At 72.3% G+C, this 26,171-nt stretch carries 15 protein-coding genes and 2 pseudogenes; 4 read left to right on the top strand and 13 right to left on the bottom strand.

Annotated elements, in window-relative coordinates:
* A partial coding sequence (locus tag IE273_RS37820; RefSeq protein ID WP_189819653.1) for a maltotransferase domain-containing protein occupies positions 1 to 684 on the bottom strand: 684 nt, incomplete at its 3' end.
* Between the two features lie 333 nt (positions 685 to 1,017).
* On the opposite strand from IE273_RS37820, the gene IE273_RS37815 reads away from it, so the two are divergent.
* Positions 1,018 to 3,636, top strand: a complete 2,619-nt coding sequence (locus tag IE273_RS37815; protein ID WP_189819652.1) for a glycosyltransferase family 1 protein — start codon at positions 1,018 to 1,020, stop codon at positions 3,634 to 3,636.
* Between the two features lie 214 nt (positions 3,637 to 3,850).
* On the opposite strand, the gene IE273_RS37810 is transcribed toward IE273_RS37815, so the two are convergent.
* From IE273_RS37810 to IE273_RS37770, 9 genes are all read right to left on the bottom strand, one after another.
* Complete coding sequence (locus IE273_RS37810) at positions 3,851 to 4,282, bottom strand: contact-dependent growth inhibition system immunity protein (RefSeq protein ID WP_229887943.1); 432 nt, start codon at positions 4,280 to 4,282, stop codon at positions 3,851 to 3,853.
* A gap of 9 nt (positions 4,283 to 4,291) precedes the next feature.
* Positions 4,292 to 8,983 (bottom strand): putative T7SS-secreted protein, encoded by a 4,692-nt coding sequence (locus IE273_RS37805; protein WP_189819651.1) that lies wholly within the window; start codon positions 8,981 to 8,983, stop codon positions 4,292 to 4,294.
* Positions 8,983 to 9,645: a hypothetical protein gene (locus IE273_RS37800; RefSeq protein ID WP_189819650.1), complete on the bottom strand. Its 663-nt coding sequence runs from the start codon at positions 9,643 to 9,645 to the stop codon at positions 8,983 to 8,985. The genes IE273_RS37805 and IE273_RS37800 overlap by 1 nt, the downstream gene beginning before the upstream one ends.
* Positions 9,642 to 10,151, bottom strand: a complete 510-nt coding sequence (locus tag IE273_RS37795) for a hypothetical protein (RefSeq protein ID WP_373309464.1) — start codon at positions 10,149 to 10,151, stop codon at positions 9,642 to 9,644. The genes IE273_RS37800 and IE273_RS37795 overlap by 4 nt, the downstream gene beginning before the upstream one ends.
* Positions 10,152 to 10,280: 129 nt before the next feature.
* Entirely contained in the window at positions 10,281 to 10,802 is a 522-nt protein-coding gene (locus IE273_RS37790; protein WP_189819649.1) for a DUF1990 domain-containing protein, read from the bottom strand.
* Between the two features lie 71 nt (positions 10,803 to 10,873).
* The gene (locus IE273_RS37785; protein WP_189819648.1) at positions 10,874 to 12,514 is read right to left on the bottom strand and encodes a M4 family metallopeptidase; all 1,641 of its coding nucleotides are present in this window, start codon (positions 12,512 to 12,514) and stop codon (positions 10,874 to 10,876) included.
* Between the two features lie 251 nt (positions 12,515 to 12,765).
* Positions 12,766 to 14,811, bottom strand: coding sequence for a M4 family metallopeptidase (locus tag IE273_RS37780; RefSeq protein WP_189819647.1), 2,046 nt, complete (start codon positions 14,809 to 14,811; stop codon positions 12,766 to 12,768).
* 336 nt (positions 14,812 to 15,147) lie between these two features.
* Complete coding sequence (locus tag IE273_RS37775; RefSeq protein WP_189819646.1) at positions 15,148 to 16,911, bottom strand: ABC transporter ATP-binding protein; 1,764 nt, start codon at positions 16,909 to 16,911, stop codon at positions 15,148 to 15,150.
* On the bottom strand, positions 16,898 to 18,682 hold the full coding sequence (locus IE273_RS37770) for an ABC transporter transmembrane domain-containing protein (protein ID WP_189819645.1): 1,785 nt from the start codon (positions 18,680 to 18,682) through the stop codon (positions 16,898 to 16,900). The genes IE273_RS37775 and IE273_RS37770 overlap by 14 nt, the downstream gene beginning before the upstream one ends.
* Positions 18,683 to 18,834: 152 nt before the next feature.
* Between IE273_RS37770 and IE273_RS37765 the strand changes: the two genes are divergently transcribed.
* From IE273_RS37765 to IE273_RS37755, 3 genes and pseudogenes are all read left to right on the top strand, one after another.
* Entirely contained in the window at positions 18,835 to 20,640 is a 1,806-nt protein-coding gene (locus IE273_RS37765; RefSeq protein ID WP_189819644.1) for an ABC transporter ATP-binding protein, read from the top strand.
* Positions 20,637 to 22,520: an ABC transporter ATP-binding protein gene (locus IE273_RS37760; protein WP_189819643.1), complete on the top strand. Its 1,884-nt coding sequence runs from the start codon at positions 20,637 to 20,639 to the stop codon at positions 22,518 to 22,520. The genes IE273_RS37765 and IE273_RS37760 overlap by 4 nt, the downstream gene beginning before the upstream one ends.
* Before the next feature lie 67 nt (positions 22,521 to 22,587).
* Positions 22,588 to 23,401: pseudogene (locus IE273_RS37755) on the top strand (alpha/beta fold hydrolase); the annotation flags it as partial.
* A gap of 51 nt (positions 23,402 to 23,452) precedes the next feature.
* On the opposite strand, the gene IE273_RS37750 reads toward IE273_RS37755, so the two are convergent.
* The 3 genes and pseudogenes from IE273_RS37750 to IE273_RS37740 form a co-directional block, all read right to left on the bottom strand.
* A complete protein-coding gene (locus IE273_RS37750; protein WP_189819642.1) occupies positions 23,453 to 24,691 on the bottom strand; it encodes a putative hexosyltransferase in 1,239 nt (412 codons plus the stop codon).
* 23 nt (positions 24,692 to 24,714) lie between these two features.
* Positions 24,715 to 25,437: pseudogene (locus IE273_RS37745) on the bottom strand (dolichyl-phosphate beta-glucosyltransferase); the annotation flags it as partial.
* A gap of 146 nt (positions 25,438 to 25,583) precedes the next feature.
* Positions 25,584 to 26,171, bottom strand: coding sequence for a hypothetical protein (locus IE273_RS37740; RefSeq protein WP_189819640.1), 588 nt, complete (start codon positions 26,169 to 26,171; stop codon positions 25,584 to 25,586).

Raw genomic sequence — 26,171 nt, 5'->3', positions numbered from 1 at the left:
CAACTCCCGCAGCGGGAACCGGGCGAGGACCGACTCCACCTCCGGGGACAGCGCCGCCGCCAGACGCCAGGCCGCCGGGCGGTTCTCGTCCCGCAGGGCCGCCGCCGCGTCCAGGACGACCTGACGCCCGTCCTCCGGGACCCCGCCGGCCGCACGCTCGTACAACTGCGCGCCCTCGGTCAGGACCAGCTCGGTGTCGATGCCCGCCGGGATCTTGATCCGGGCGTGGTGCCGCCAGGTGGCGAGCGGGTCCGACCAGGCCTCCACCGTGTAGGTCCAGTGGCCGGGTTCGCCCGCGGTGACCGTGGCACCCCAGCGGTCGGTGCCCGGGGCGAGTTCCCGCATCGGCGTCCAGGGGCCGGGCCGGCCCGCCGGGTCCCGCAGCACCACGTTCGCCGCGACGGCGTCGTGGCCCTCCCGGAACACGGTGGCCGACACCTCGAAGGACTCCCCGGTCACGGCCTTGGCGGGCCGGCGTCCGCGCTGGACCACGGGACGTACGTCGAGGACGGGGATACGGCCCACGGCGGTGGCCGCGTCCGGGGAGGACCGTTCCCGGGCGGTGGCGGCGGACGGACCGGCCGCGCCGGCCGGCGCCGCGCCCTTCCCGCCCGTCGCCTTCTTGCCTGGTGCCTTGGCCTTGCTGCTTGTCGGGGGTGCTGACGAGTGGTGCGTGGCGGGCATGACCGCTCCTGTCCGCTTCAACGAGGGTGTGGCGGATGGATATGGGGAGGTGGGTCCTGCGGAGGTGCTGTGGTGCTGTGGTGCTGCTGTGGGGTGCGTACCGGAGGAGCCTTCCCACCCGGTTCGGGTGGGCAATCCGGCACTTTGTTAACTACTCACGCGTACGTCCACCCACAAGACCGGCCCCTCTTTCCGAGTGCCCGCAGACCGGGTCTTGACGCCCCGACACCCCCGACGGGTACGTCCCCACCGACCGCGCGGTAACCACTACCGTCGAAGACGACGAGACGTACAACGCCGTGCGTCTCACCCCGCGACGCGTCGAGGTGGCATGTGAAGGCGATCCGTCGGTTCACCGTCCGTCCCGTACTCCCCGACCCCCTGCGGCCCCTGAGCGACCTGGCGCGGAATCTGCGCTGGTCCTGGCACGCCGAAACGCGCGACCTGTTCCAGTCCGTCAGCCCCGAGGGCTGGGCCGGGGCCGGCGGCGACCCGGTGCGGCTGCTCGGCAGCGTACGGCCGGCCAGGCTGGCCGAGCTGGCCGGGGACCGGCGGTTCCTGCGCCGCCTCACCGCCGCCGCCGACGACCTCGACGACTACCTCACCGGCGACCGCTGGTACCAGGAACAGGCCGACGGCCTGCCCGCCGCCGTCGCCTACTTCTCGCCCGAGTTCGGCATCACGGCCGCGCTCCCGCAGTACTCCGGCGGCCTCGGCATCCTCGCCGGCGACCACCTGAAGGCGGCCAGCGACCTCGGGGTGCCGCTGATCGGGGTGGGGCTGCTGTACCGGCACGGGTACTTCCGGCAGACCCTCTCCCGGGACGGCTGGCAGCAGGAGCACTACCCGGTGCTCGACCCGAACGAACTGCCGCTCACCCAGCTGAAGGAGGCCGACGGCACCCCGGCGCAGGTCTCCCTCGCGCTGCCCGGCGGCAAGGCGCTGCGCGCCCGGATCTGGCTCGCGCAGGTGGGCCGGGTGCCGCTGCTGCTGCTCGACTCGGACGTGGAGGAGAACGAGCTCGGCGAACGCGGGGTGACCGACCGGCTCTACGGCGGCGGCAGCGAGCACCGGCTGCTCCAGGAGATGCTGCTCGGCATAGGAGGTGTGCGGGCCGTACGGACGTACTGCCGGCTCACCGGGCACCCGGAGCCGGAGGTGTTCCACACCAACGAGGGGCACGCGGGCTTCCTCGGCCTGGAGCGGATCGCCGAACTGTGCGCCGACGAGCTGGACTTCGACTCGGCCCTGGAGGCCGTGCGGGGCGGAACGGTGTTCACCACGCACACCCCCGTCCCGGCCGGCATCGACCGCTTCGACCGGGAGCTGGTGGGCCGGCACTTCGGACCGGACGCCGAACTGCCCGGCATCGAGGTGCAGCGCGTCCTGGCGCTGGGCATGGAGACCTACCCGGGCGGCGAGCCGAACCTGTTCAACATGGCCGTGATGGGGCTGCGGCTGGCCCAGCGGGCCAACGGGGTGTCGCTGCTGCACGGGCAGGTCAGCCGGAACATGTTCGCCGGACTGTGGCCGGGATTCGACGCCGAGGAGGTGCCGATCACCTCCGTGACCAACGGAGTGCACGCGCCGACCTGGGTGGCGCCGGAGGTGCTGCGGCTCGGCGTCCGGCAGATCGGCGTCCAGCGGGCCGAGGACGCGCTGAGCGTCGGCCGCTCCGAGCGCTGGGACGCGGTCGCGGACATCCCGGACCAGGAGATCTTCGAGCTGCGCCGCACCCTGCGCGAGCAGCTGGTGCTGGAGGTACGGGAGCGGCTGCGGGCGTCGTGGCGGCAACGGGGCGCGGGGAATGCCGAGTTGGGCTGGATCGACGGGGTGCTGGACCCGGACGTCCTGACGATCGGCTTCGCGCGCCGCGTCCCGTCGTACAAACGCCTGACGCTGATGCTCCGCGACCGCGACCGCCTGATGGAGCTGCTGCTGCACCCGGAGCGCCCGGTGCAGATCGTGGTCGCGGGCAAGGCGCACCCGGCGGACGACGGCGGCAAACGCCTGGTGCAGGAGCTGGTCCGCTTCGCCGACGACCCGCGGGTCCGCCACCGGATCGTCTTCCTCCCCGACTACGGCATGGCGATGGCGCAGAAGCTCTACCCGGGCTGCGACATCTGGCTGAACAACCCGCTGCGCCCCCTGGAGGCCTGCGGCACCTCCGGCATGAAGGCGGCGCTGAACGGCTGCCTCAACCTCTCGGTCCTGGACGGCTGGTGGGACGAGTGGTTCCAGCCGGACTTCGGCTGGGCCATCCCGACCGCGGACGGCTCCGGCACCGACCCCGACCGGCGGGACGACATCGAGGCCGCCGCTCTGTACGACCTGCTGGAGCAGCGGATCACGCCCCGCTTCTACGAGCGCGGGCGCGCCGGTCTGCCCGACCGCTGGATCGAGATGGTCCGCCAGACCCTGTCCCTGCTCGGCCCGAAGGTGCTGGCCGGCCGCATGGTCCGGGAGTACGTCGACCGGCTCTACGCCCCCGCCGCGCGGGCGCACCGCGCGCTGACTCCCGACACGGCCCGGGACCTCGCCGAGTGGAAGGCGCGGGTGCGGGCCGCCTGGCCGGGGGTGAGCGTCGACCACGTCGAGACGACGGCGACGACGGCCACGGCGGAACTGGGCGGCACGGTGGGCCTGCGGGTGCGGGTCGGCCTGGGTGAACTGGGCCCGGACGACGTGGAGGTGCAGGCGGTGTCCGGGCGGGTGGACGCGGAGGACCGCATCACGGACGCCACGGTGGTCCCCCTGAAGCCGGCCGGCACCCCCGACCTGGAGGGCCGCCTCCTCTACGAGGGCCCCCTCTCCCTGGACCGCACCGGCCCCTACGGCTACACGGTCCGCATCCTCCCCACCCACCCCCTGCTGTCCTCCGCCGCGGAACTCGGCCTGGTGACGGTGCCGTCGGGGGAGGTGGTGGAGGGGGCGGGGATGGTGTTGCGGTGAGGAACGACGCGGCAGGACAGGCCCTCTGCTACCGGTGAGCACTCCGCTTCCCGTCCTGCCTCCCTCCAGGGAGCCGGGGGCGGGACGCGGATGTGGGCGACCTGGCACCGGCCTCCGTCAGGGTTCCTGGCCCGTGCACGGGAGACCTACGCGGACAAGGCAGTGTGGTGACGGACCTGAAGCGGCTGCTCAGGCGCGGATAATGCGTAAGCGCTCACAGCACGTCCGACAGAGTGGCTCGGAATTCTTCCACCTCCCTCTGAACGTAAGGCGAGAGGTCGGTGAGCATGCGCACTGTGTCATCAAGGTGACGTGCGAGTTCCGGTGCATTCCTCCATACTGACTCCTTTCGCGTCAATGCCGCCGAAAGCAAGTCGTCGTCGTACCAGCCGCCTGCCGCTTCCTGCGGCGCCGTTTCGCGCAGGAAGTCCAGAGCAACGGGAAGGAGCCAATGAAGGCCGACATCTTGCGCGATCAGCCGACGTAGTCCCTCCACGTCGAGATCTTTGATGGCTCGCCTCCTCAAATCGTGAACGCTGCGCACCAAGGTCGTGCTGTCCCCCGGAGGATCGGGCCATCGATCCCCCTCCAGTTCCTCGATCGACCTGCTTTTGTCAATCAACTCCGAGAGCATGATCTCCTCCATTCCAGTAGCCTAGCGATGTCCGATCGAATGCAGGAATCCGTTGAGACGGTCAAGCTCTCCGATTACCTCCTTGCGCTTGGCGATCAAGACCTCGACTCCCCGGTCAGTCAGCGTTTCCGGAGGGCCCTCAATCTCACGTTCCAGAACTCTCCGTGCCCTGTCCAAGCCGTCCCGCGCCTGTTTCAATTCCGCGATGTGATCGAACGGTGTTCCGTCAGCTTTCCGGGCGACTACTTCGCCGCTTGCCTCTCGCCTGGCCGCGTCATAGTGGTTGTGATTCGGTTGCGAGTTCACATCGCCAAGTGGGTCCTTCCTTATGTTTTCGAATTTTTCAATGGCTCGTTGCGCGGCCGGTGACAATCCCAACTTACGGCAGGCGTCAGGCGCGAGGCCCAGCGAATCGGTCCAGCTGTGCGGGTTGTGCACGTACGTGGCCGGGTTGGGTGCGGGCGCGAGTCCGAGGGGGTCCGGTGTGAGATACCGGGCCGTTTCGGGGTCGTAGTGCCGGAAGTAGTTGTAGTGGAGGCCGGTTTCCGGGTCGTAGTACTGGCCCGGGAAGCGTAAGGGGGTGTAGGTGCTGCTGTTCGCCGACCATGCCGTTGTTCCCCACAGGGTGCTGCGGGTGCGCCAGGCGATGTCGCCCTGTTCGTCGATCAGTTCGCTCGGGGTGCCGACCAGGTCGGTGACGATGGCGAAGAAGCGGGAGTCGATTTCCTGCTGTGGAGCGTTGGCCGCGGTGATGCGTTCCGTCTGGGAGAGCGGGCGCAGGCCCTGGTGGTCCCAGGTGAGGGTGACCGGGTGGGGGAGGTCGGCGGACGTCGTCGTCTGTTCGCAGAGGGTTGTGCCGTCCCAGGTGAAGTCCACCCGCTCCACCACCGTTTCGCCGTCCTCGGCCAATCGGAGCTTCGCCGTGCGGCGGCCCAGGGGGTCGTAGGTGTAGCGCCAGCGCGTGCCGTCCGGGGTCACCACCGCTGTCAGTTGGTCCTCGGCATCCCATTCGTAGCGCCAGGTGTCGGGTTTGCGGGACAGGCGGGTCCTCTGGCGGAGGGTGATGCGGCCCAGTGCGTCGTGTTCGTAACGGACGTTGCCGGCTCGGGTGATGCGGGTGCCCATGTAGCTGCGCGGCCCAGTCGCCTCTTGGCCCGGGTGGGCCGACTGCCATGACGCCTGGGTCTGGTTGCCCGCCTCGTCGTACGTGTACCGCTCCGTCCAGCCGGCCGCGTGTACTGCCGTCACCCGGCCGGCCGCGTCGAGGTCGAAGCGGCGGGTGCCGGACAGGTGGTCGTCCATGCCGATCAGGTTGCCGTCGGCGCGGTAGGCGTACGTCCGGTACTGGAGTCTGTGGCCCCCGACGCCGGTTACCGACTGACTCGTGAGGCGGCCCCTGACGTCGAAAGTGTGATTCAGGGTGACCGTGGCGCCTATGTGGCGGGTCAGCTCGCGGCCCGCCTCGTCATACGTGAAGTCGATCGGCCGGCCCGACGCCACCATGCTTGTACGACGGCCTGCCGGGTCGTACGACCATGTCGTCCTGGCCCCGGTCGGGGTGGTGCGGCCCGTGCGGCGGCCCAAGGCGTCGTAGGTATAGGCCACCGTGCGGCCGTTGACACTCTCGGAGTGCAGGCGGCCGTGGCGGTCTCGCAGCAAGATCAGTGTTGTGCCGTCCGGGCCCACCGCCTGGGCGAGTTGGTCGGTGAGATCGTAGGCGTACGTCGTGACCCGGCCTGCCACGTTCTTTCGCAGCACTTGGCCGAGTTCGTTCCGCTCGAAGGTCACCTCCTGGCCGAGGGCGTTGCGCCGCGCGACCAGGCGGCCCGCCGGATCGTACTCGTACGTCAGCGTGCGGTCGTCGAAGTCCGTCTCCGCCACCAGGCGGCCGGCCGCGTCGTACTCGTACGTCCAAGTGAGGCCCTGCGGGTTCGTGACCTTCGTCAGGCGTAGTTCCGTGTCGTGGTCGAATTCGTAGCGGACGCCGTCCGGGCCCGTGCGGGCCGTCAGCAGGTCGAAGTGGGTGTACTCGTAGCGGCTGACCCCGCCGAGCGGGTCCGTGTGGCTCGTGCGGTTTCCCTCGCCGTCGTACGTCCACGTCTCCGTCGTGCCGTCCGGGGCCGTGCGACGGGTCAGGTGCCCTTTCGTGGACCATTCCAGCCGTGTCGTGGCGCCGGCAGGGTCCGTGATGGTGGTCGGGTGGCCGAGCGCGTCTCGTTCATAGCGGGTCACTGCCCCCAGCGGATCCGCTGTGCCCACCGGTAGACCGGAGCGGTCGCAGACGACCGTCGTCGTGTGACCCAGGGCATCCGTCACCGACGTCAGATGGCCGGCCTCGTCGTGTGTGAACCGGGTCGTCTGGCCCGCCGGGTCCGTGACCGACGTGCGGTTGCCTCGCTCGTCGTAGGTCTGGCGGATCACCGTGCCGTCCGGGTTCACGACCTTCACCGGCAGGCCGAGGTCGTTGTACTCCGCCCGTGCCTCGCGGCCGTCCGGGCGGACAACCCGCGTGAGGTTGCCGGCGGCGTCGTACTCGAACGTCGTCGTGTGGCCCAGTGGGTCCGTCGCGGACAGCAGGCGGTTGTAACGGTCGTGGGTGTAACGGGTGGTGGCGCCCATAGCGTTGGTCTCGGCGATGACCTGGCACCGGCGATTGATCAGGTAGTGGGTGGTGTGGCCGTGTGAATCGGTGACGGTCGTGGTGTGCTCACCGGTGCCGGGATCCGCTGGCGCGTAGGTGAAGGCCGAGGCCAGGTGTCCGGCGGCGCCGGACTGATGGGTGCAGCGGTCCTCGTCGTCGTAGTCGTAGGTGAAGTGACTGTCGTTCGTGTCGGACCACGAGGTGATGCGACCCCGCTCGTCGTACTCGAAGCGGGTGGGGTGGCCGGGGGGTGTGACGACCTCGGTGAGGTGGCCGTCGGCGTAGTCGTAACGGATCAGTTCCCGGCCGTTGCCGTCCGCTGCCGCGCCCGCCAGGCGCAGCGCGGTGACACGACCGTTGGCGGTCGATACCAGCAGGCGATAACCGCCGCTGTGGGTGAGCGTGCTGGGTGCTCCGGTGATGTCGTACTCGAAGGTGATCCAGTTGCCGTTGCGGTCGTCGATCTGTTCGAGTACGGCCAGGCTCTCGGAGCGGTCGGCGAAGTGCCGTACTTGACCCGTCTCGGGGTCGGTGAGGGTGTAGCCGTCGTCCACGCGGTCCAGGGGGAGGCGGGGGCCGTGGGTGGGCAGGGTGGGCAGGCCCGGGGCCGGGTGCGGGTAGGCGAGTGCCAGGCCGTCCTCGCCGACGTAGACGACGCCCTGTGGGTCGATCTCCAGGCGCTGGTCGAGCGTGGAGGACCAGGTTGGACCGAACCAGCCACCGAGCCGGTACGACGATTCGAACTGGCGCTTGACGACAAGGGACAGTGTGCCGGGGAGTGCGACGTCGATCTGCGGGAGCAGCATGCGGCCGGTAGCGACGTCGACGGGGTCCTTCTCGCAGACCTTGTCGACCGGGCGTCGGGAGACATCCTCCGCGCCCTCCTCGACAGCGTTCCGGGCACCCTTGCGCACTCCCTGCTCCGCGACTTCCTCCGCGCCCTTCTTCAGCCCGAGCCGCAGTCCTCCCCGGGCCAGTCCCGTGCCCTTCGTGCCGATCACCTCGGGCAGCAGGCGTCCGCCGAACTCGGAGGGGTCCTTGCGGGCTTCGTCCCACATGGTCTTCGCGGTGCGTTCGGGGTGGGCGGCGGTGGAGGTCAGGCCGGAGAGCGTCATGCTGACGTTCTGCAGGTAGGCGGCGGGGTGGGTGAGGTTGTAGGGGTCGGCGGGGTTCAGGCCGCGCGCGAAGTTGACCAGGCCGGCGGTGCCTTTGGCCACGCCGCCGGCGAAGTGGGTGAGTTCGATGCCGGTGGAGAGTGCTTGGTCGGTGAAGTCGTTCTTGAGGCGGTTCAGGGGCGGGGGTTCGGCGGGGGCGTGGGTCAGGGCGGCCTTGACCTTGCCCTGGGCCTCCGAGGCGGCGGTGTTGCGCTGTGTGCGGGCTTCGGCGAGCTTGGCGTGTGCGGCCTGGATGTCGGCCTTGCCCGGGTCGTGGAAGGGCTCCGGTTCGGGGCCGGGGTCCTCCTCGGCCTTGATCTTGGCGTTGTAGGCGTCGGCCTTCTTGTCGTACGCCTCCACCGCGTCCTTGGACGCCTTCACACCCTTCTTGTAGAGCTCGACGGCCTCCTTGGCCTGTTCTTGTGCCCACTTGACGGTGTCGGCGTACGACTCCAGCGCGGTCGCCGCCGTACCGCACGCCTCGGCCGCCTGGGCCCACTTGGCGGGGTGCACGGCGAACTTCTCCCGGAAGGCGTCGCCGCCCTCGCCCTGCCAGCCGGAGGAGTCGACCTTCTTCAGTCCCTGGCCGACCTTGTCGAACGCGCCGTGGAAGTCCCGCAGGTGCTTGGCGCTCCCACGGATCTTGCCCGGGTTTCCGTGGACGAGTTCGTTGGCCTCCTCGCTCTGGCCGAGCTGCTGCTCACCCGGGGTCGCCCCGAGGTCGGAGGCGATCCCGTCGCCCCAGTCCTCCACGGTGTCGGCCCAGTCGTGGGCGCCGACGTAGTCCAGTGCCCCGCCCAGCTTGTCGGTGCCGTAGTCGACCGCCTCGCCGAGCTTCTCCTTGCCCTTGTCGTAGAGGTGTTCGCCGTAGCCCAGGGCGCTGTTCAGGCCGTCGCCGATGTCACCGAAGACCCCCATCAGCCCTCACCGTGCTGCTGCTCGGCGGCCTGGGCGCGTGCCTCGGGCGAGGGCCCGGAGACGTCGTCCACCAGCCGGTCGTACCGCTCGTCGGACATGCCCAGCGCGCTGTGCAGGTTCTCGGGGTTCACCCCGGGCACCGGTCCCAGGGTGCGGGAGGTCAGCACATCGCGGGTGGCGTCCTTCCAGCCCTGCTTGCTGGTGTCCCATGCCTGCTCGAAGGACTCCTTGCTGTAGTCCACGTCCCCGCCGTACGCGCCGGAGGAGGCGATGTCACCCCAGCCCGTCTTCTCCACGTCCTCCTCGGAGGCGTACGGATTGCCGACGGCCGCGTTGGTGACGATCTTGAAGGTGCCCTCCACGTACTGGTCGGTCTCGTAGTAGGTGCCCGCCGCCAGGCCCGTCCTCGCGGCGAAGCCGTTGCCCTCGTCGATCAGCGACCGCACGCCCCACTCCCAGCGTTCGCAGAACGACGTGAACTCGTCCGTGAGGCCCTCGTGGCCCAGCTCCAGTCCGGACAGGGCGATGTCGGAGAAGCCACGCCCGGCACCGGCCTCGCCGACCATGCCGAGTTCCCTCAGCTCCCCCAGGGCCTCGGTCAGGCCCTTGGCGATCAGGCCGAGCCCCTGCGTCGCCAGATCCTTGCCGCCGCCCCCGGTCACCGTCCCTCCCCCTCGTTCACCGCGACCTCGCAGGCGTCCACCGCCACCTCGTCCGGCACGATCCCGCGCACCGGGGGAAAGACCATGCCGTCCTCCCCGTCCGCGCAGTCCAGCGCCACCCCGCACGGCACCCCGGCCGCCGGAACCGCCGCGTCCAGCAGACGCGCCCCCAGCCACCGCTGATACGGCCACTCCCGGTCACCCTCACCCCGCGCGAAGGCGAAACGCGCCAACGCCCCCTCGTTCGAGAAGGCGTAGAACCAGCGCACACCGCTGAAATCGGCTGTCAGAGGACTGCCGGTCTCCGGGTCGAGGGGGACCAGCACGGCCGTACGCCGGAACTCACCCAGCAAGACCGCGAACTCGTGCCGCCCGCGCTCAGCGGCCTCGGTCCGCGTTGCGTCACGCTCGGGCAAACCGACGCCTTCGGCCGCCTCCGGTGCGGTTGTGTGCCGCTGGTCCGCGGCGACCGGATTCATATAGTCGTACAGCAGTGACCTCGGCATTTTCGCCGGCGATCCGGCGTCGCCCCCGTGATCGTTCACGGCCGGATCATCACACCGCCGCGTTCTGGATCGCAACGCGGAGCGGCGGTCCGGTCAGCAGGACGACCGGATCTCGACCTTCGTGAACGGTCATGCCTCGGGCAGCCCCCCGCTCAGCCTCCGCAGTACCGCCCCGCAGCGTCGCGCGTACGCGTGTTGCAGTCCGCGGGTCGCCGGGCCGCCCGCGCGGGCGTACCACTTGGCGGCCTTGCTGAAGGCCGCCACCGTCAGCCAGACCGTGCCGTCGCCGGTGCGGTCGACCACGAAGGCCTCCTCGCCGCACTCGGGGTGGCCTTCGAGAGTGCCGTAGGCCCAGCCGGCCCGGCGGTGTTCCTCGGCCGTCCATATGATGCGGCAGGGGGCCTTGATGACGCCGGCCAGGGTGACGGTGACGTCGGTTCCGGGGGCGGCGCGGTCGGCGCCGGCGTCTATGCCGACGCCCAGCGCGCGGTGCATCTCCCAGGTCAGGACCGCCTCGGCGGCTCGCTGGAACACCTCCTGGCCCTCGCCGAGGCGGGTGCGGACCAGCATGGGGTGGAAGCCGGGCGGGCAGAAGGTGAGATCGTCGCGGGTCGCGCCGACCGGCTCGTAGGTGAAGGGCGCCGAGGACATGGGTCACAAGGGTAGGGCGGCACCCGGAAGAACCGCTTCCCGGGTGCCGCCCCTTTAGGAGCCGGCGCGGACTAGCTGACGTTGACCGCCGTCCAGGCCGCCGCGACCGCGTTGTACTCGGCGCTGCCGGAGCCGTACAGCGCGGACGCCGCGTTCAGGGTCGCCGTGCGGGCGGCCTTGTAGTTGGTCGTCGACGTCATGTACGTGGTCAGCGCCTTGTACCAGATCTGGAGCGCCTTGGCGCGGCCGATGCCGGTGACCGCTGCGCCGTTGTAGGTCGGCGAGTTGTAGGTCACGCCGTTGATGGTCTTCGAACCGCTGCCCTCGGACAGCAGGTAGAAGAAGTGGTTCGCGACGCCGGACGAGTAGTGCACGTCCTTGCTGCCGACGGACGAGGACCAGTAGTCGGCCGAGGCGCCGTCCTTGCTGGGCTTGTCCATGTAGCGCAGCGGGGTGCCGTCGCCGTTGATGTCGATCTTCTCGCCGATGAGGTAGTCACCGACGTCGGAGGAGTTGTTGGCGTAGAACTCCACGCCCGTGCCGAAGATGTCGGAGGTGGCCTCGTTCAGGCCGCCGGACTCACCGCTGTAGTTCAGGCCGGCGGTGTTGGAGGTGACGCCGTGGCTCATCTCGTGGCCGGCCACGTCCAGCGAGGTCAGCGGGTCGACGTTGCCGGAGCCGTCGCCGTAGGTCATGCAGAAGCAGCTGTCGTCCCAGAACGCGTTCACGTAGGCGTTGCCGTAGTGCACGCGGGAGTAGGCGCCGACACCGTTGTTCTTGATGCCGTTGCGGCCGAAGGTGCTCTTGTAGAAGTCCCAGGTCTCGGCCGCGCCGTAGGCGGCGTCGGCGGCCGCGGTCTGGTCGGAGGAGGAGCTGGAGGCGGTACCGGTGCCGAAGACGTTGGTGGAGCTGGCCACCAGGGTGCCCGTGCCGGACGTCTTGCGGGCCAGGTTGTAGGTCTTGTGGTTGCCCCGCGCGCTGTCGGTGAGCTGGTAGGTCGAGCCCGACTGCACGGAGTTGAGCGTGACCGTGCCGGAGTACAGCGTCTTGCCGGTCGCGGTCTCGACGCCCTGGTACTCGTAGAGCTTCTTGCCGGTGGCCGCGTCGGTGATGACGTGCAGCTGGTTCGGGGTGCCGTCGTCCTGGAGGCCGCCGACGACGGTCTCGTAGGCGAGGACGGGCTTGCCGGAGCCGGCCCAGATCACCTTGCGGGCGCCGTCCGCGGTGGCCTTGGCGGAGCCCAGCGTCCTGGCGGCGGACACCGCCTGCTTCTCGGCCTTGGCGGCGGTGATCTGCGGCTTGAGCGAGGCCACCTTGATGGCCGACTTGGTCGCCTTGGTGACGCCCTGGGTCTTGCCGGACTTGGCCGTGTGGACGATCAGGTCGCCGCCGAGCACCGGCAGGCCCGCGTAGGTGCGCTCGTAGCGGGTGTGGACGGTGCCGTCGACGTCCTTGACGACGTCCTTGACGACCAGCTTCTCCTGGGTGCCGAGGCCTATCTGCCGGGCGGTGCCGGCCGCGTCGGCCTGGGCCTGCTGGATCAGGGTGGTGCGCGCAGCGGCGGACAGCGCGGTCGGGGCGGAGGCGAGCGGCTTGGCCGCGGGCTGGGCGGTGGCACTGGTGGTGACACCGGTGGCGAGCAGGGCTCCGGCGGCGACGGCGGTGGCGATGGCGAGAGTGGTGCGCTTGTGACGCGCGTAGAGGGGGCTCACAGAAGCTCCTTCTCGTGGGGGAGTCCGGGCAGTGTGGGGTTACTGGCCGGAATGTGTGGCGTTGTGAAGTTGCTGTGCTGCTGCGGCGGGTGGAGAGAGAGTGACATCAAGGACGCGTACATGTCAGGCCCCTGACGTGATGTTGGCTGAAAATCAACTGTCTGAGAAACATTGCAGGCAGATGAACCGGGTGCTGTCCGAGGGCCTCGGCCCCCGGACAGCCCCGTGGTCCCGGGCCCGTGGCGTGCGGTTTACGGGAAGGTCAGCTTCCAGCCGTTGAGTGTTCCGGTGTCGTAGGTGGCCTGATCCTGCACCCGCAACTTCCAGGTGCCGTTGGCCGATTCCGCCGAGGTGTTGACCGTGTAGGTCTCGTTCACGTCGTCCGCCGAGTCCGAGGAGCTGAAGTTCTTCAGCCGGTAGGCGGTGCCCGACGGGCCGACGAGGTCGATCACCAGGTCGCCGCGCCAGGTGTGGGTGATGTCGACGCTCACCTGGAGGTTGCTCGGCGCGTTCCCGCTGCGGCCGGAGACACTGATGTCCGACGTGACGGCGGCGCCGTTGTCCGGCACCGGCACCGGCGTGGTGCTCTCGTACGACGTACCGCCGCCGCCCCCGCCACCGGAGCGCGAGCCGACCCCGACGCCCGCCCAGGCGTCCTGCACCGCCTTGTACTCGGCGCTGGTGGTGCCGTACAGCTCGCCGGCCGCCGCGAGCGTGCCGGTGCGGGCGCCCGCGTAGTTGGTCGTGGACGTCCACTTGGTGGTCAGCGCCCGGTACCAGATCTGGAGCGCCTTGTCCCGGCCGATGCCGGTGACGGGAAGCCCGTCCGACGTCGGCGAGTTGTAGCTGACGCCGTTGACCACCTTGGCGCCGCTGCCCTCGCTGAGCAGGTAGAAGAAGTGGTTCGCGGGGCCGGACGAGTAGTGCACGTCGACGCCGCCGATGCCCGAGTACCAGCTGTCCTTGGACGCGCCGTCCTTGCTGGGCTTGTCCATGTAGCGCAGCGGGGTGCCGTTACCGTTGATGTCGATCTTCTCGCCGATGAGGTAGTCGCCGACGTCGGAGGAGTTGTTGGCGTAGAACTCCACGCCGGTGCCCATGATGTCGCTGGTCGCCTCGTTCAGGCCGCCGGACTCCCCGCTGTAGTTCAGGTTCGCGGTGTTGGAGGTGACGCCGTGGCTCATCTCGTGGCCGGCGACGTCGATCGCGGTCAGCGGCTTGGCGTTGCCGGAGCCGTCGCCGTAGGTCATGCAGAAGCAGCTGTCGTCCCAGAACGCGTTCACGTAGGCGTTGCCGTAGTGCACGCGGGAGTAGGCGCCGACGCCGTCGTTCCTGATGCCGCTGCGACCGAACGCGCTCTTGTAGAAGTCCCAGGTGACCGCGGCGCCGTAGTGGGCGTCCGCGCCCGCGGTGGCCGCGTTCGACGTGGTCCCGTTGCCCCAGGTGTCGCTGGTCTGCGAGAACAGGGTGCCGGTGCCGGAGGTGCCCCGGTTCAGGTTGTACGTCTTGTGGCCCCCGCGCGCCCCGTCGGTGAGCGTGTACGCCGAGCCCGACTGGGTCGTGGTCAGCGTGACCTGTCCGCTGTACTGGGTGTTGCCGATGCCGTTCCTGACGCCCTGGTACTCGAAGAGCTTCTTGCCGGTGGCCGCGTCCGTGACGACGTGCAGCTGGTTCGGGGTGCCGTCGTCCTGGAGGCCGCCGACGACCGTCTCGTACGCCAGCACGGGCTTGCCGCTCGCCGCCCAGATCACCTTGCGGACGCTGTCCGCGGCCGACCTGGTCCCGCCGAGCGCCTTCGCCCGCTGGACGGCCTGCTTCTCGGCGGCGGCCTTCGACACGGCCGGGGTGAGTCCGGCGACCTTGAGCGTGGCGCCGGTGGCCCGGATCACGTCCATGGTCTTGCCCGACCTGGCGGTGGTCACCACCAGGTCCCCGCCGAGTACCGGCAGACCCCCGTACGTGCGCTCGTAACGGGTGTGCAGCGTGCCGTCGGCGTCCTTGACGACGTCCTTGACGACCAGCTTCTCCTGGGCGCCGAGGCCGATCTGCCGGGCGGCGGCGGCCGTGCCGGCGGCGGCGTGGCGTATCAGCTCGGCGCGCTGCGCGGGTGTGAGCCCGACCGCCGCGTGGGCCTGGCCGGCCCGCGGTGCCGCCGGCGCGGCGGTGGCCGCGCCGGACTGGACGGCGGCGGCGATCAGGGCGGCGACACCGGCGAGGGCGACGGTGGCGGTGCGGCGGTGCGCGGTGTGGCGGTGCGAGGTGTGGGAGGTGTGTCCGCGAGAGGAATTGCTTCTCACACTGACTCCTTCTGCGTGACCGCGGGTCGCGCGGCCGGGGAGACCGGACGGTGGGTTGGGGCATCCGGGCAGAACAAGGCGTTACGCGAAAGCCACGTGCAGGTGCGGAGCCGCTCACACAGAAGTGCGGAAACTGTGGGGTTGCTGTGAGTCGGCCAGGGAAGAGTGGCAGGTGATCTCACCACTTGTCAGGACCGCGTCACTAACTTGGCCGGAAATGGTTCGTTGACCGGATGTTCAAGTTCGGTATGCGGACTGTTGGGCGGGCGGTCCACCGTTCGGGGCAGCGGACCACCGCTCGGGGCGCCGGATCACCGCTCGGGGCGCCCCGGCGGATCACCCCCCGGGCGCCCGCCCGTGCCACGCCCGCCACAGCGCCGCGTACGCACCGCCCGCCGCCACCAGCTCCTCGTGCGTGCCCAGTTCGGTCACCCGGCCGCCCTCCATCACCGCCACCCGGTCCGCGTCGTGCGCCGTGTGCAGGCGGTGCGCGATGGCGATGACCGTACGGCCCTCGAGTACCGCGGCGAGGGCGCGCTCGGTGTGCCGGGCGGTGGCCGGATCCAGCAGGGCCGTTGCCTCGTCGAGGATCAGCGTGTGCGGGTCGGCCAGGACCACGCGCGCGAGGGCCAGTTGCTGGGCCTGCGAACCGTCCGTCGGCCGGCCGCCCTCGCCCAGCCGGGTGTCGAGCCCGTCCGGCAGGCCCCGCACCCAGTCCTCGGCACCCACGGCCGCGAGCGCCGACCACAAGGCGTCGTCGGCGGCGCCGGGTTCGGCGATGAGGAGGTTGTCCCGCACGGTCCCCAGGAAGACGTGGTGCTCCTGGGTGACCAGCACCACCTGCCGGCGCAGCAGCTCCGGTGCCAGCCCGGCCACCGGCACCCCGCCCACCGTCACCGTGCCGGAACCGGGCCGGTCGACGCCCGCGAGCAGCCGGCTCAGGGTGGTCTTCCCGGCGCCGGACGGCCCCACCACGGCGAGCCGCTCCCCGGGCCGTACCGTCAGGTCCACCCCGCCCAGCACCTCGCCGCCGCGCTCGTACGCGTACCGCACCCCGCGCACCTCGATCCGGTCGTCCGCCGGCACCGCGGACGCGCCCTCGCCCCCGCCCCGGGGCGCCTGCGCCAGCCCCTCCACGCGTGCGAACGAGGCCCCGCTGCTCTGTAGTTGCTCCACCCGCATCAGAATCTGGTCCAGCGGTTCGGTGAACTGCCGCAGGTACAGCGCCGCCGCCACCACCGCGCCCACCCCGACCGCCCCCCGGGCGTGCAGCCAGCCGCCGAGGAGCAGCACACCGACCACGGGGACGGTGTACGTCACCTCGACCGCCGGGAAGAACACCGACCGCAGGCGCAGGGTGTACAGACGGGTACGGCGGGACGCCTCCAGCGCGTCCCGGCTCGCCGCGATCCGCCGTTCCCGCAGCCCGAGCGCCTCCACGGTCCGCGCGCCGGCCGCCGTCGCCGCGACGATCTCCGCGACCCGCGAGGTCGCCGCCCCCTCGGCGAGATAGCCGTCCCGGGCGCGCCGCAGGTACCAGCGCAGCGCCAGCCGGATCGGGGTGAGACCGAGCAGGCCGAACGCCCCCAGCAGGGGGTCGAGCGCGAACACCGCGCCCAGCACGAAGACCGCCTGCACGGCGTTGACCAGCAGCTCGGGGCCGACGTCCCGCAGGGTCGTGCCGACGGTCGCCACGTCCGCCGTGCCCCGCGCGGTCAGATCGCCGGTGCCGGCCCGCTCGACCACGGAGGCGGGCAGCGCCAGCACTCGCTCGACGTACTCCTCGCGGACCCGGGCCAGCGCGCGCTCCCCGAACCGGTGCCCGACGTACCGCGCGCAGCGGGCCAGCAGGGTCTGCGCCAGCGCGCACACCACGATCCAGGACGCCAGCCGGTCCACCGCGCCGACCCCGTGCCCGGCCCGCACCTCGTCGACGATCCGGCCCACCAGCCAGGGCCCCGCCAGCCCCGCCGCGGCGGCCAGCGCGTTCAGCCCCAGTGCCCCGGCGAACGCCCACCGGTCGGCCGACACCAGCCGCACCGTGGCCCGCCGCACGGCCGCCCGGTCGGCGACGGGCAGCAGGGCATCACCGGAGGCCATGCGGGGGCTCCTGCGCGGGTGGGGTCGTCGCGCCTGCCGTGGTCGCGGAGGCCGCCGGGTCCGTCGCGTCCCCCGTCTCCCCGCCGTCCCGCGCGACCAGCGCCCGGTACGCCGGTTCCCGCGCCAGCAGGCACGGGTGCGACCCGGTCGCCGCGACCTTGCCGTCGGCCAGGAACACGACCGTGTCCGCCCGGGCCAGGACCAGCGGGGACGTCGTCGTCACCAGCGTGGTGCGGCCCTCCCGTGCCGCCCGGAGCCGGTCGGCGACCGCCGCCTCCGTGTGGGCGTCCAGGGCCGAGGTCGGTTCCACGGCGAGCAGCACCTCGGGGTCGGCCAGCAGCGCCCGGGCGAGGCGCACGCGTTGCCGCTGTCCGCCGGAGAGGCTGCGCCCCTGCCCGGCCACCGCCGAGTCCAGGCCGCCCGGCAGGCCCCGGACCACGTCCTCGGCCGCCGCCGCGTACACCGCCCGGCGCAGCGCCGCCCCGTCGGCCGGGTGCGCGGCGGCCAGCACCTCCCGCAGCGGCCCGGCGAACAGGTCCGCCTCGTTGTCCGCGACCAGCAGGCGCCGCCGTACGTCCGCCAGCGGGACCGCGTCGAGCCGTACCCCGCCCCAGGTGGCGTCGGTGGGCCCGTACCGGCCGAGCCGGTCGACCACGGCGGCGGCCTCGGCGGGCCGGGCGGCGGCCAGTGCGGTCAGCCGGCCCGGCACCACCCGCACCCCGGACGCCGGGTCGTGCAGCTCGGCCGGTCCGGCGGGCGCCGGCAGGGTGCCGGTGTCCGGTTCCGGTTCCAGCCGCAGCAGCCGTACCGCCCGGCGCGCGGCGACCACGCCCCGGTTGAGGTCGTACGCCATCTGGATGAAGAAGGCGACCGGTCCGACGAGCACCGCCACATAGCCGTAGACCGAGACCAACTCGCCCACCGACATGGAGCCCTGCGCGGTGAGCCGGGCCGCCAGCCAGGTCACCACGGCGAGGAACAGGGTCGGCAGCCCCACCCCGAGCGCCTGCACCCAGCTGGCCACGGCGCCCACCCGGTACCCCTGCGCCCGCAACCGCCGCGAGTCGTTCCGGAACGCGTCCGCGACCAGCCCCTTGCCGCCCAGCCCGTTGAGGACGCGCAACCCGCCCGCGAGGTCGCCGATGCGCGCGGTGAGCACCCCCTGGAGCTCGCGGTATCCGCTCTCCGCCCGCTGGAGCCGCAGCGCCGGCGGCCCGGTGAGCAGCGCGATCACCGGCACCCCGAGCAGCACCACCGCGGCCAGCGGCGCGGAGATCGCCAGCAGCAGCCCGGCCACCACCCCGTAGACCACGAGCGAGCCGACCCCCGGTCCCACCACGGTCAGCGCCGACGCCAGGGTCTGCACGTCCCCGACCCCGATGGTGACGACCTCACCGGCCCCGGCCCGGCGCGGCAGCGCGGCCCCCAGCCGCACCACATGCCCCACGACCACCTTGACCGTGCGGAAGTTGGCGTCCATCCGGACCCGCGTCATCACCCGGTGCCGCAGGATGCTCACCCAGGCGTTCAGCGCCCCGACGACGAACATCGCCCCGGTCCACCCGGCGAGCACTCCGAGCCGCCCCGGCAGCAGCCCGTCGTCCACGGCCCGCGCCATCAGGTACGGCTGTGCGGCCAGCAGCACCATCCAGGTACTGCCCAGCAGCGCCCCGGCCACCGAACGCCCCGGCTGACACCGCACCAGCCACCACAGGAACCGCCAGCCGCCGCGGGTGTCGGGCGTGCCCGGATCCTCGTACGCGTCGATCATCCATCCCCCGATCCGCCCGCCCCGCCCCCTCGGCGCGCGCCCGGCCATCTTCCCCGAGGCGCCCCGTCCGGCGGAACCCGGAACGAAGCCCGGCCGGGGTCGGGCCGAAACTCGGTGGGCGTTGTCAGTGGTGGTCCGTACGCTCGCGGTTGATGCCCACGACACGTGAAACCACCGACCGTTCCGCCGTACGCACCCTGCTCAGGCTGTGGCCGTACGTCCGTCCCGTGCGCGCCCGGCTGCTCACCGCCGCGTTCGTCGCGGTCGTCGCCTCCTGCACGGGGCTGGTGATCCCGCTCGTCCTGAAGTGGATGGTCGACGGGCCCGTCGCCGACCGCGACCCGGCGGGCGTATGGCTCGGCGCGCTGTACCTGCTCCTGCTCGGCATCGCCGAGGCGGTCCTGTTCGGCATACGGCGCTGGCTCGTGGCCCGGCCGCTGTCGCACGTCGAGGCGGAGATGCGCGCCGGCCTGTACCGGCGTCTGCAACGGCTGCCGGTGGCCTTCCACGACCGCTGGGCGTCCGGTCAGCTGCTCTCGCGCGCCACCACCGACCTGATGCTGCTGCGCATGTTCCTCGCCTTCCCGCTGACGTTCCTCCTCGTCAACGGCGTCACCATCCTCGTCGGCCTGGTCATCATGCTGCTCCAGGACTGGGTGCTGGGACTGGTCATCCTCGGCCCCGCCGTCCCCGTGATGTGGACGTGCGTGGTCTTCGAACGGCGGTACGCGCGGGTGGCGCGGCGCGCCCAGGACCAGATCGGCGACCTGACGACGGTGGTCGAGGAGAGTGTGCTCGGCATCCGCGTCATCAAGGGCTTCGGCCGCCACCGCAGCCAGGCGCGCGCCTTCCGTGAACTCTCCGGCCGGCTCCGGGGGACGGAGCTGCGCAAGGCGCGGCTGCTGGCCACGATCTGGGCCGTCATCGTGACGCTGCCGGAGGTGGCGATCGGGGCGGCGCTGGTGCTGGGGGTGCTGCGGGTGGCCGACGGGGAGCTGTCCGCCGGGACCTTGGTGGCCTTCCTGAGCACGGCGCTCGCCCTGCGCTGGCCCGTGGACTCGATCGGGTTCCTGCTGGCGATGAGTCAGGAGGCGGCGACCGCCACGGAGCGGTACTTCGAGGTGATGGACGAGCTGCCGGAGGACCAACTGGACGGGGACGGGGGCGTGGACCCTCGCCCGCAGGCGCGGGACGCCGCGCACCGCGCCGCCGCGCAGGGACTCCGGTTCGAGAACGTGACGTTCCGCTACCCCGACGCGCCCCCCGGCTCCCCGCCCCTGCTCACCGCCGTCGACCTGCACATCCGCCCCGGCGAGTCCATGGCCCTCGTCGGGGCCACCGGCAGCGGGAAGACCACCCTCACCGCGCTCGTCCCACGGCTGCACGAGGTGACCTCCGGGCGGATCACGCTCAACGGCGTCGACATCACCACCATGTCCCGCGAGGAACTGCGCGGCAGAGTCGCCGTGGCCTTCGAGGAACCCACGCTGTTCTCCGCCAGCGTCGGTGAGAACGTGCTCATGGGCGCCCGGGACGCCGCGGGGAAGCCGGAACTCGACCGGGCCCTCGCCATCGCCCAGGCCGACTTCGCGCACGCGCTGCCGCAGGGCACCGACACCCGCGTCGGCGAGCAGGGCCTCAGCCTGTCCGGCGGCCAGCGGCAGCGCCTCGCGCTGGCCCGCGCGGTGGTCGGCCGGCCCGAGTTCCTGGTGCTGGACGACCCGCTGTCCGCCCTGGACGTGCACACGGAGGCCGCCGTGGAGGCCGCGCTGCGCCGGGTGCTCGCCGACACCACCGCGCTGATCGTGGCCCACCGCCCGTCCACCGTGCTGCTCGCCGACCGCGTCGCCCTGCTCTCGGGCGGCCGGATCGCCGCCGTCGGCACCCACCAGCAACTGCTGCGCGAGAACGCCGAGTACGCCCATCTGATGTCCGGGGAACAGGAGGACTCCCGTTGACCACCACGACCCCCTCCACCCCCGCCGTCAGCGACGACGACAGCGACGGCCCGGCCCGCTCCCGGGACGCGGGCGACCCGGGCGGCCCGGGTGACCAGTTCGACCGGGACGTCCTGCCCAGCCCGCCCGGCGCCACCGCCGCCCTGCTGCGCTCGCTGCTCGCGCCCATGAAGGCCCGGGTCGCGCTCACCACGCTCCTGCTGCTGCTCCAGCAGGCGGCGGTGCAGGCGGGCCCGCTGCTGGTGGCGTACGCCATCGACACCGCCGTACCCGCGTTCCGGGACGACCGGAACGGACCGCTGTTCGCGGTCGCCGCCGGCTATCTGCTGTGCGCGCTCGCCTCCGGTGCGCTCCAGTTCGCGTTCATCGAGACCTCCGCCCGGGTCAGCCAGGACGTGCTGCTGGACCTGCGCGGGCGGATCTTCCGGCACGCGCAGGCGCTGAGCGTCGACTTCCACGAGCGGTACACCTCGGGCCGGCTCATCTCCCGCTCCACCACGGACGTCGAGTCGCTGCGCGAACTCCTCGACGAGGGGCTCCAGGAGCTGGTGACCGTCATCCTGTCCTTCGTCTACATCTCGGCGACGCTGCTCTGGCTCGACCCCGGCCTCGGCGCGGTGGCGGTGGCGTCCTTCCTGCCGCTGTACCTGCTCGTCCGGCTCTACCGCGGGCGGGCGGCACGGGTGTACGGGGCGCGGTCCACGGCCATCGCGGCGGTGATCGTGAAGTTCGTGGAGACGATGAACGGCATCCGGCCGGTGCGCGCCTTCCGCCGCGAGGCCGCGAACGACGCCGAGTTCGCCGTGCTGAACACGCGGCACGAACGCACGAACGGCGACTCCCTGCTGGAGATGGCCCGCTATGTGGTCGGCTCCCGGCTGGTGGCCAACACCGCGGTCGCCGGGATCGTGCTCTGGGGTGCCCACCGGGTGGCGGCCGGCTCGCTGGAGCTGGGTGTGCTGGCGGCGGCCGTGCTGTACCTGCGCCGGCTGTACGACCCCATCGACCGGCTCGGCATGTTCCTGAACTCCTACCAGTCGGCCGCCGCCTCCCTGGAGAAGATCGCCGGACTGCTGGCGCAGACGCCGTCCGTGCCGGAGCCGGAGCGCCCGCGCGAACTGCCGCCGCGGAAGACCGAGTTCCCGGGACGCGAGGTCGTCTTCGACGGCGTCCGGTTCGGCTACCGCACCGGCGGCGAGGTGCTGCCCCGCTTCGACCTCACCCTGCCCGCCGGGCAGACGGTCGCGGTCGTCGGCTCCACCGGCGCGGGCAAGTCCACCCTGGCCAAGCTGCTCGCCCGGTTCTACGACCCCTCCGCCGGGCGCGTGCTGCTGGACGGCGTGGACCTGCGCGAGCTGCCGATGCCCGAACTGCGGCGCGGGGTGGTCATGGTGACGCAGGAGGCGTTCCTGTTCTCCGGCACGGTCGCCGACAACATCGCCCTCGGCCGGCCCGAGGCCACCCGGGAGGAGATCGAGCGGGCCGCGAAGGCGATCGGCGCGCACGAGTTCATCAGCGCCCTGCCCGACGGCTACGACACCGACGTCCGCAAGCGCGGCGGCCGGATCTCCGCCGGGCAGCGCCAACTGGTCGCCTTCGCCCGCGCGTTGCTCGCCGACCCGGCCGTGCTGATCCTGGACGAGGCGACCAGTTCGCTGGACATCCCGGGGGAGCGGGCGGTGCAGCGGGCGATGGCGACGGTCCTGCGGGGCCGTACCGCCGTGGTGATCGCGCACCGGCTCTCCACGGTGGAGATCGCCGACCGGGTGCTGGTGATGGAACACGGCCGGATCGTCGAGGACGGCCACCCCGACGAACTCATCGGCGGCACGGGCCGGTTCGCCGACCTCCACCAGGCATGGCGGGACAGCCTGGCCTGACCCGCGCGGCGTCCGGGCGCCTGCCGGAACCCGGTTTCGCCGGTACGCCGCTGACAGGCTCCCGGCCATGCCTGCCTCCGCGGCGTACGACGGGACCCGGCTCGCCCACCACGCGGCCGGGGACGGCCCCCCGCCGGTGTGTCTGCCCGGAGGCCGACGGATTCCGCCTACCTCGCCGGCCTCGGCGGGCTGACCGCGCACCGGCGGGTGATCAGGCTGGACCTGCGGGGCACCGGCCGGTCCGCGACACCGCGGGACACCGCCTCCTGCCGTTGCGGCCGGCTGGTCGACGACGTCGAGGCCCTGGGTGCACACCTGGGCGTGGACCGGATGGACCTGCTCGCGCACTGCGCCGCCGCGAATCCGGCCGTGCTCTGCGCGAGCCGCCGCCCGGACGGCGTCGGCAGGCTCGTGCTGGTCACCCCGAGCGTCCGGGCCGTCGGCCTCACGATCACCGGTGACCTCCGGCTGCGCACCGCGCGGCTGCGCCGGGAGGAGCCGTGGTTCCCGGAGGCGTTCGCGGCCCTGGAGACGATCGTGGCGGGCGAGGCCACCCCCGACCGCTGGAAGGCCGTCGCACCGTTCTCCCACGGCCGCTGGGACGCGGCGGCCGAGGCCCGTCAGGCCATCGAGGACGAGCGGATGAACCCGGAGATCGTCGCCGCCTTCGCCCCGGCGGCCACCCGCGCCGCGCCGGCCCGGTTCGCACGGCCCGTCCTCCTCCTGTCCGGCGAGTTCGACCCGGGAGCCCTCCCCGCACCACGGCCGAGTTCGCGGGCCTCTTCCCGGCCGCCGAGTTCGTCGTCCGGCCCGGCGCCGGGCACTACCCGTGGCGCGACGACGCCGACCGGTTCGTGGCGGCCGTCGTGGCGTTTCCTGGGACCGACCGGCTCGTCGTCACAGCCCCGGCCGTCGCCGGCCGGCGGACGGGATCACGGCACTCCCAGCTCGAAGAGCGCGTAGCCGGCGTACGAGCCGGACGCCAGGGCCGCGATGCCCAGCAGCGTGCACTGCACGGGCAGGCTCAGCCGGCGCATCGCCACCGCGAGCGGCAGGAACAGCGGGAAGCAGGGCAGCAGGTAGCGGGAGATGTTGGCGACGATCTGCTGGCTGCCGAGCACCAGGACCAGGGTGAGGACGGTGTACACGACCAGCACCGCCGGCGGGCGCAGCCGCAGCAGCAACGGCAGCAGCGCGCAGGCGAGCAGGATGACCCCGACGGAGATGACGTCCGCGAAGGGGTAGGCGAAGAGGTAGTCGAACTTGCCCACGGGTACGGACGTCAGGACGTCCAGGGTCTGTTCGCCGTAGTCGAAGCTGTGCGCCCAGGCGCCCGACTGGAGCGCGAAGTAGCCGCCCAGGTCGCCCATGCGGTCGCCGACCCAGAGCAGATAGCCGAGCAGTCCCAGCGGGGCGAGGGCCGTGGCCAGCAGCGGGCGCAGGGCGCCGTCCTCCCGGCGGCGCAGGGACAGCAGCGCGGCCACGCCGAGCGCGGCGATCAGCGCGGCGGCCGTGGGCCGGTTGAGGCCGGCCGCGAAGGCGAGGACGCCGGCGGTGAGCCAGCGGCGGGTGAGGACGGCGTGGCAGGCCCAGGCGGCCAGGGCCACGTAGAGGGAGTCGGAGTAGACCGCCCACTCCACGCCCGAGCCCGGCCACACCGCCCACAGCCCGGCCGCCGCGAGCCCGGCCCGCCGGCCGCCGAACCGCTCGGCGACGGCGTGGATGCCCAGGGCGGCGGCGAAGGAGGCGACGATGGAGACCAGCAGCCCGGCGCCGTAGGAGCCGAGGCCGGTGACGGCCGAGGTCATCCGCATCAGGGCCGGGTAGAGCGGGAAGAACGCCGCCGAGTTGCCCTCCAGCGTGATCAGGCCGGTGGCGCCCGGGACCGGGACGAGCTTCGGGTCGTAGCCGTGCAGGGCGATCTGCTGGTACCACCAGCCGTCCCAGGTGGCCAGCACGTCCCAGGCGTGTGCGCCGCCGCCGAACCGCGGGTGCTTGGTGCGGTAGTCCCCGGCGGAGGACAGCAGGTACATGAACGAGCAGAAACCGGCCAGCTTCAGCGTGCCGAACAGGGCGAGGACCGGCCCGAGGCGGCGGACGGCGGCCCGCGGCCGGGAGACGGGCGCGGGCCCGGGGGCCGGGGTGCGGATGCCGGACAGGGTCGTGGTCACCGGACCACCGGCCTCGGCCGGCGGCGGCTCAGCGTGCGCCGCATCCGCACGATCCCGCGCAGGTCGGCCAGGGCGGTGGCGAGGATGTCGACGCTGCTGTCCGGGTCGTCCACCCAGTCCACCGGCACCTCGTGGATCCTGAGGCCGGCCCGCTCGGCGAGCACCAGCAACTCGGTGTCGAAGAACCACTCCCCGTCCCGCACCAGTGGCAGCAGCCGCTCGGCGGTCTCCCGCCGGACCGCCTTGAACCCGCACTGCGCGTCGGAGAAGCTGACGGCGAGCGTGCAGCGCAGCAGGGCGTTGTAGCAGCGGGATATGACCTCGCGCTTGGTCCCGCGCACCACCCGGGCGCCGGGCGCCAGCCGGGTGCCGATGGCCAGGTCGGAGTGGCCGGAGATCAGCGGGGCCACCAGCGGCAGCAGCGCGGTGAGCCCGGTGGACAGGTCCACGTCGACATACGCCAGCACGGGGGCCCGGGAACCGGACCAGGCGGCCCGCAGCGCCCGGCCGCGGCCCTTCTCGGGCAGCCGCAGCGAGACCACCTCCGGGAGTTCGCCGGCGAGCCGGGCGGCGATGACCGGGGTCCGGTCGGTGCTCGCGTTGTCGGCGACGGTGATCCGGAACGGGTAGGGGAAGCCGTCCCGCAGATGCGTGTGCAGCCGCCGGACGTTGGGCTCCAGGTCCTTCTCCTCGTTGAACACCGGCACGGTCACGTCCAGGACGGGGTCCTCCTGGGGCACCGGCACGGGGGTGCGCCAGGGTGCCGCGGCCGGTGACCCACTCGGGCGGGCGGGTCGGCTCGGTCGGATGTATGTCACGTAAGTACCTGTTTGTTCCGGTGGGTAGGGCGCGCGGAAGGGCGTGCGCGGGCGGGAGGGGGGAAGGGGCGCGGCTAGTCGCTCGGGCCGACCGACGGCGAGGGGTCGTCCGACGGTCCGGCCGGTCCGCTCGCCGTCGCGGTGGCCGGCGGCGTGGTGCTGTCCTCCCCGGAGATGGCCGTGGCCGTCGGGGGCGGGTACGTGGCGGTCGTCGAACCCTCCGGGGCGGCGGGCGGGGCGGAGGTGGTCGTGGCGTAGCCCGGTGACGGCAGGTCCGTCGGCGTCGACGTCGTCGTGGACGGCGGCGGACCCGGCGTCCCGGACGGCGGCTGCGACGGCGAGGTGCTCGGCGTGGGCGCCGGGCTCAGCGCGGGCCGGGGGCGCGGGGCGGTGGGCCGGTCGGCGGTGTGGCCGTGCGGCCACAGGAACAGGCCCAGGCCGAGCCCGGCCACCGCCAGGACGGACCCGGCGGCCCGGCGCGCCGTGCGCACCCGGCGCCGGGCGCGCACGCCCGCGCGCAGCGCCTCCCGGTGCCGCACCTCGAACGGCACCGGCTGCTCGGCCCGCCGCATGAGCCGCGTGAGCTCCCGCTCGAAGCGATCCGCGCCGTCCGGCTGAGCCGTGCGGTCTTCCCTGTGGTCCGTGCGGTCCCTGCGCTCCAT

It is taken from the genome of Streptomyces olivaceoviridis (assembly GCF_014650115.1).
In the GTDB taxonomy this organism is placed as follows: domain Bacteria; phylum Actinomycetota; class Actinomycetes; order Streptomycetales; family Streptomycetaceae; genus Streptomyces; species Streptomyces olivaceoviridis.
Note: the sequence above shows the minus strand (reverse complement) of the source record. Positions and strands in the feature narration are given on the sequence as shown.

Bases quoted from the DNA above. Each gene is read 5' to 3' on its own strand.
- IE273_RS37770 (WP_189819645.1), bottom strand. From the start codon at position 18,682: ATGATCGACGCGTACGAGGATCCGGGCACGCCCGACACCCGCGGCGGC.
- IE273_RS37775 (WP_189819646.1), bottom strand. From the start codon at position 16,911: ATGGCCTCCGGTGATGCCCTGCTGCCCGTCGCCGACCGGGCGGCCGTG.
- IE273_RS37740 (WP_189819640.1), bottom strand. From the start codon at position 26,171: ATGGAGCGCAGGGACCGCACGGACCACAGGGAAGACCGCACGGCTCAG.
- IE273_RS37795 (WP_373309464.1), bottom strand. From the start codon at position 10,151: ATGCCGAGGTCACTGCTGTACGACTATATGAATCCGGTCGCCGCGGAC.
- IE273_RS37765 (WP_189819644.1), top strand. From the start codon at position 18,835: ATGCCCACGACACGTGAAACCACCGACCGTTCCGCCGTACGCACCCTG.
- IE273_RS37790 (WP_189819649.1), bottom strand. From the start codon at position 10,802: ATGTCCTCGGCGCCCTTCACCTACGAGCCGGTCGGCGCGACCCGCGAC.
- IE273_RS37810 (WP_229887943.1), bottom strand. From the start codon at position 4,282: ATGGAGGAGATCATGCTCTCGGAGTTGATTGACAAAAGCAGGTCGATC.
- IE273_RS37805 (WP_189819651.1), bottom strand. From the start codon at position 8,983: ATGGGGGTCTTCGGTGACATCGGCGACGGCCTGAACAGCGCCCTGGGC.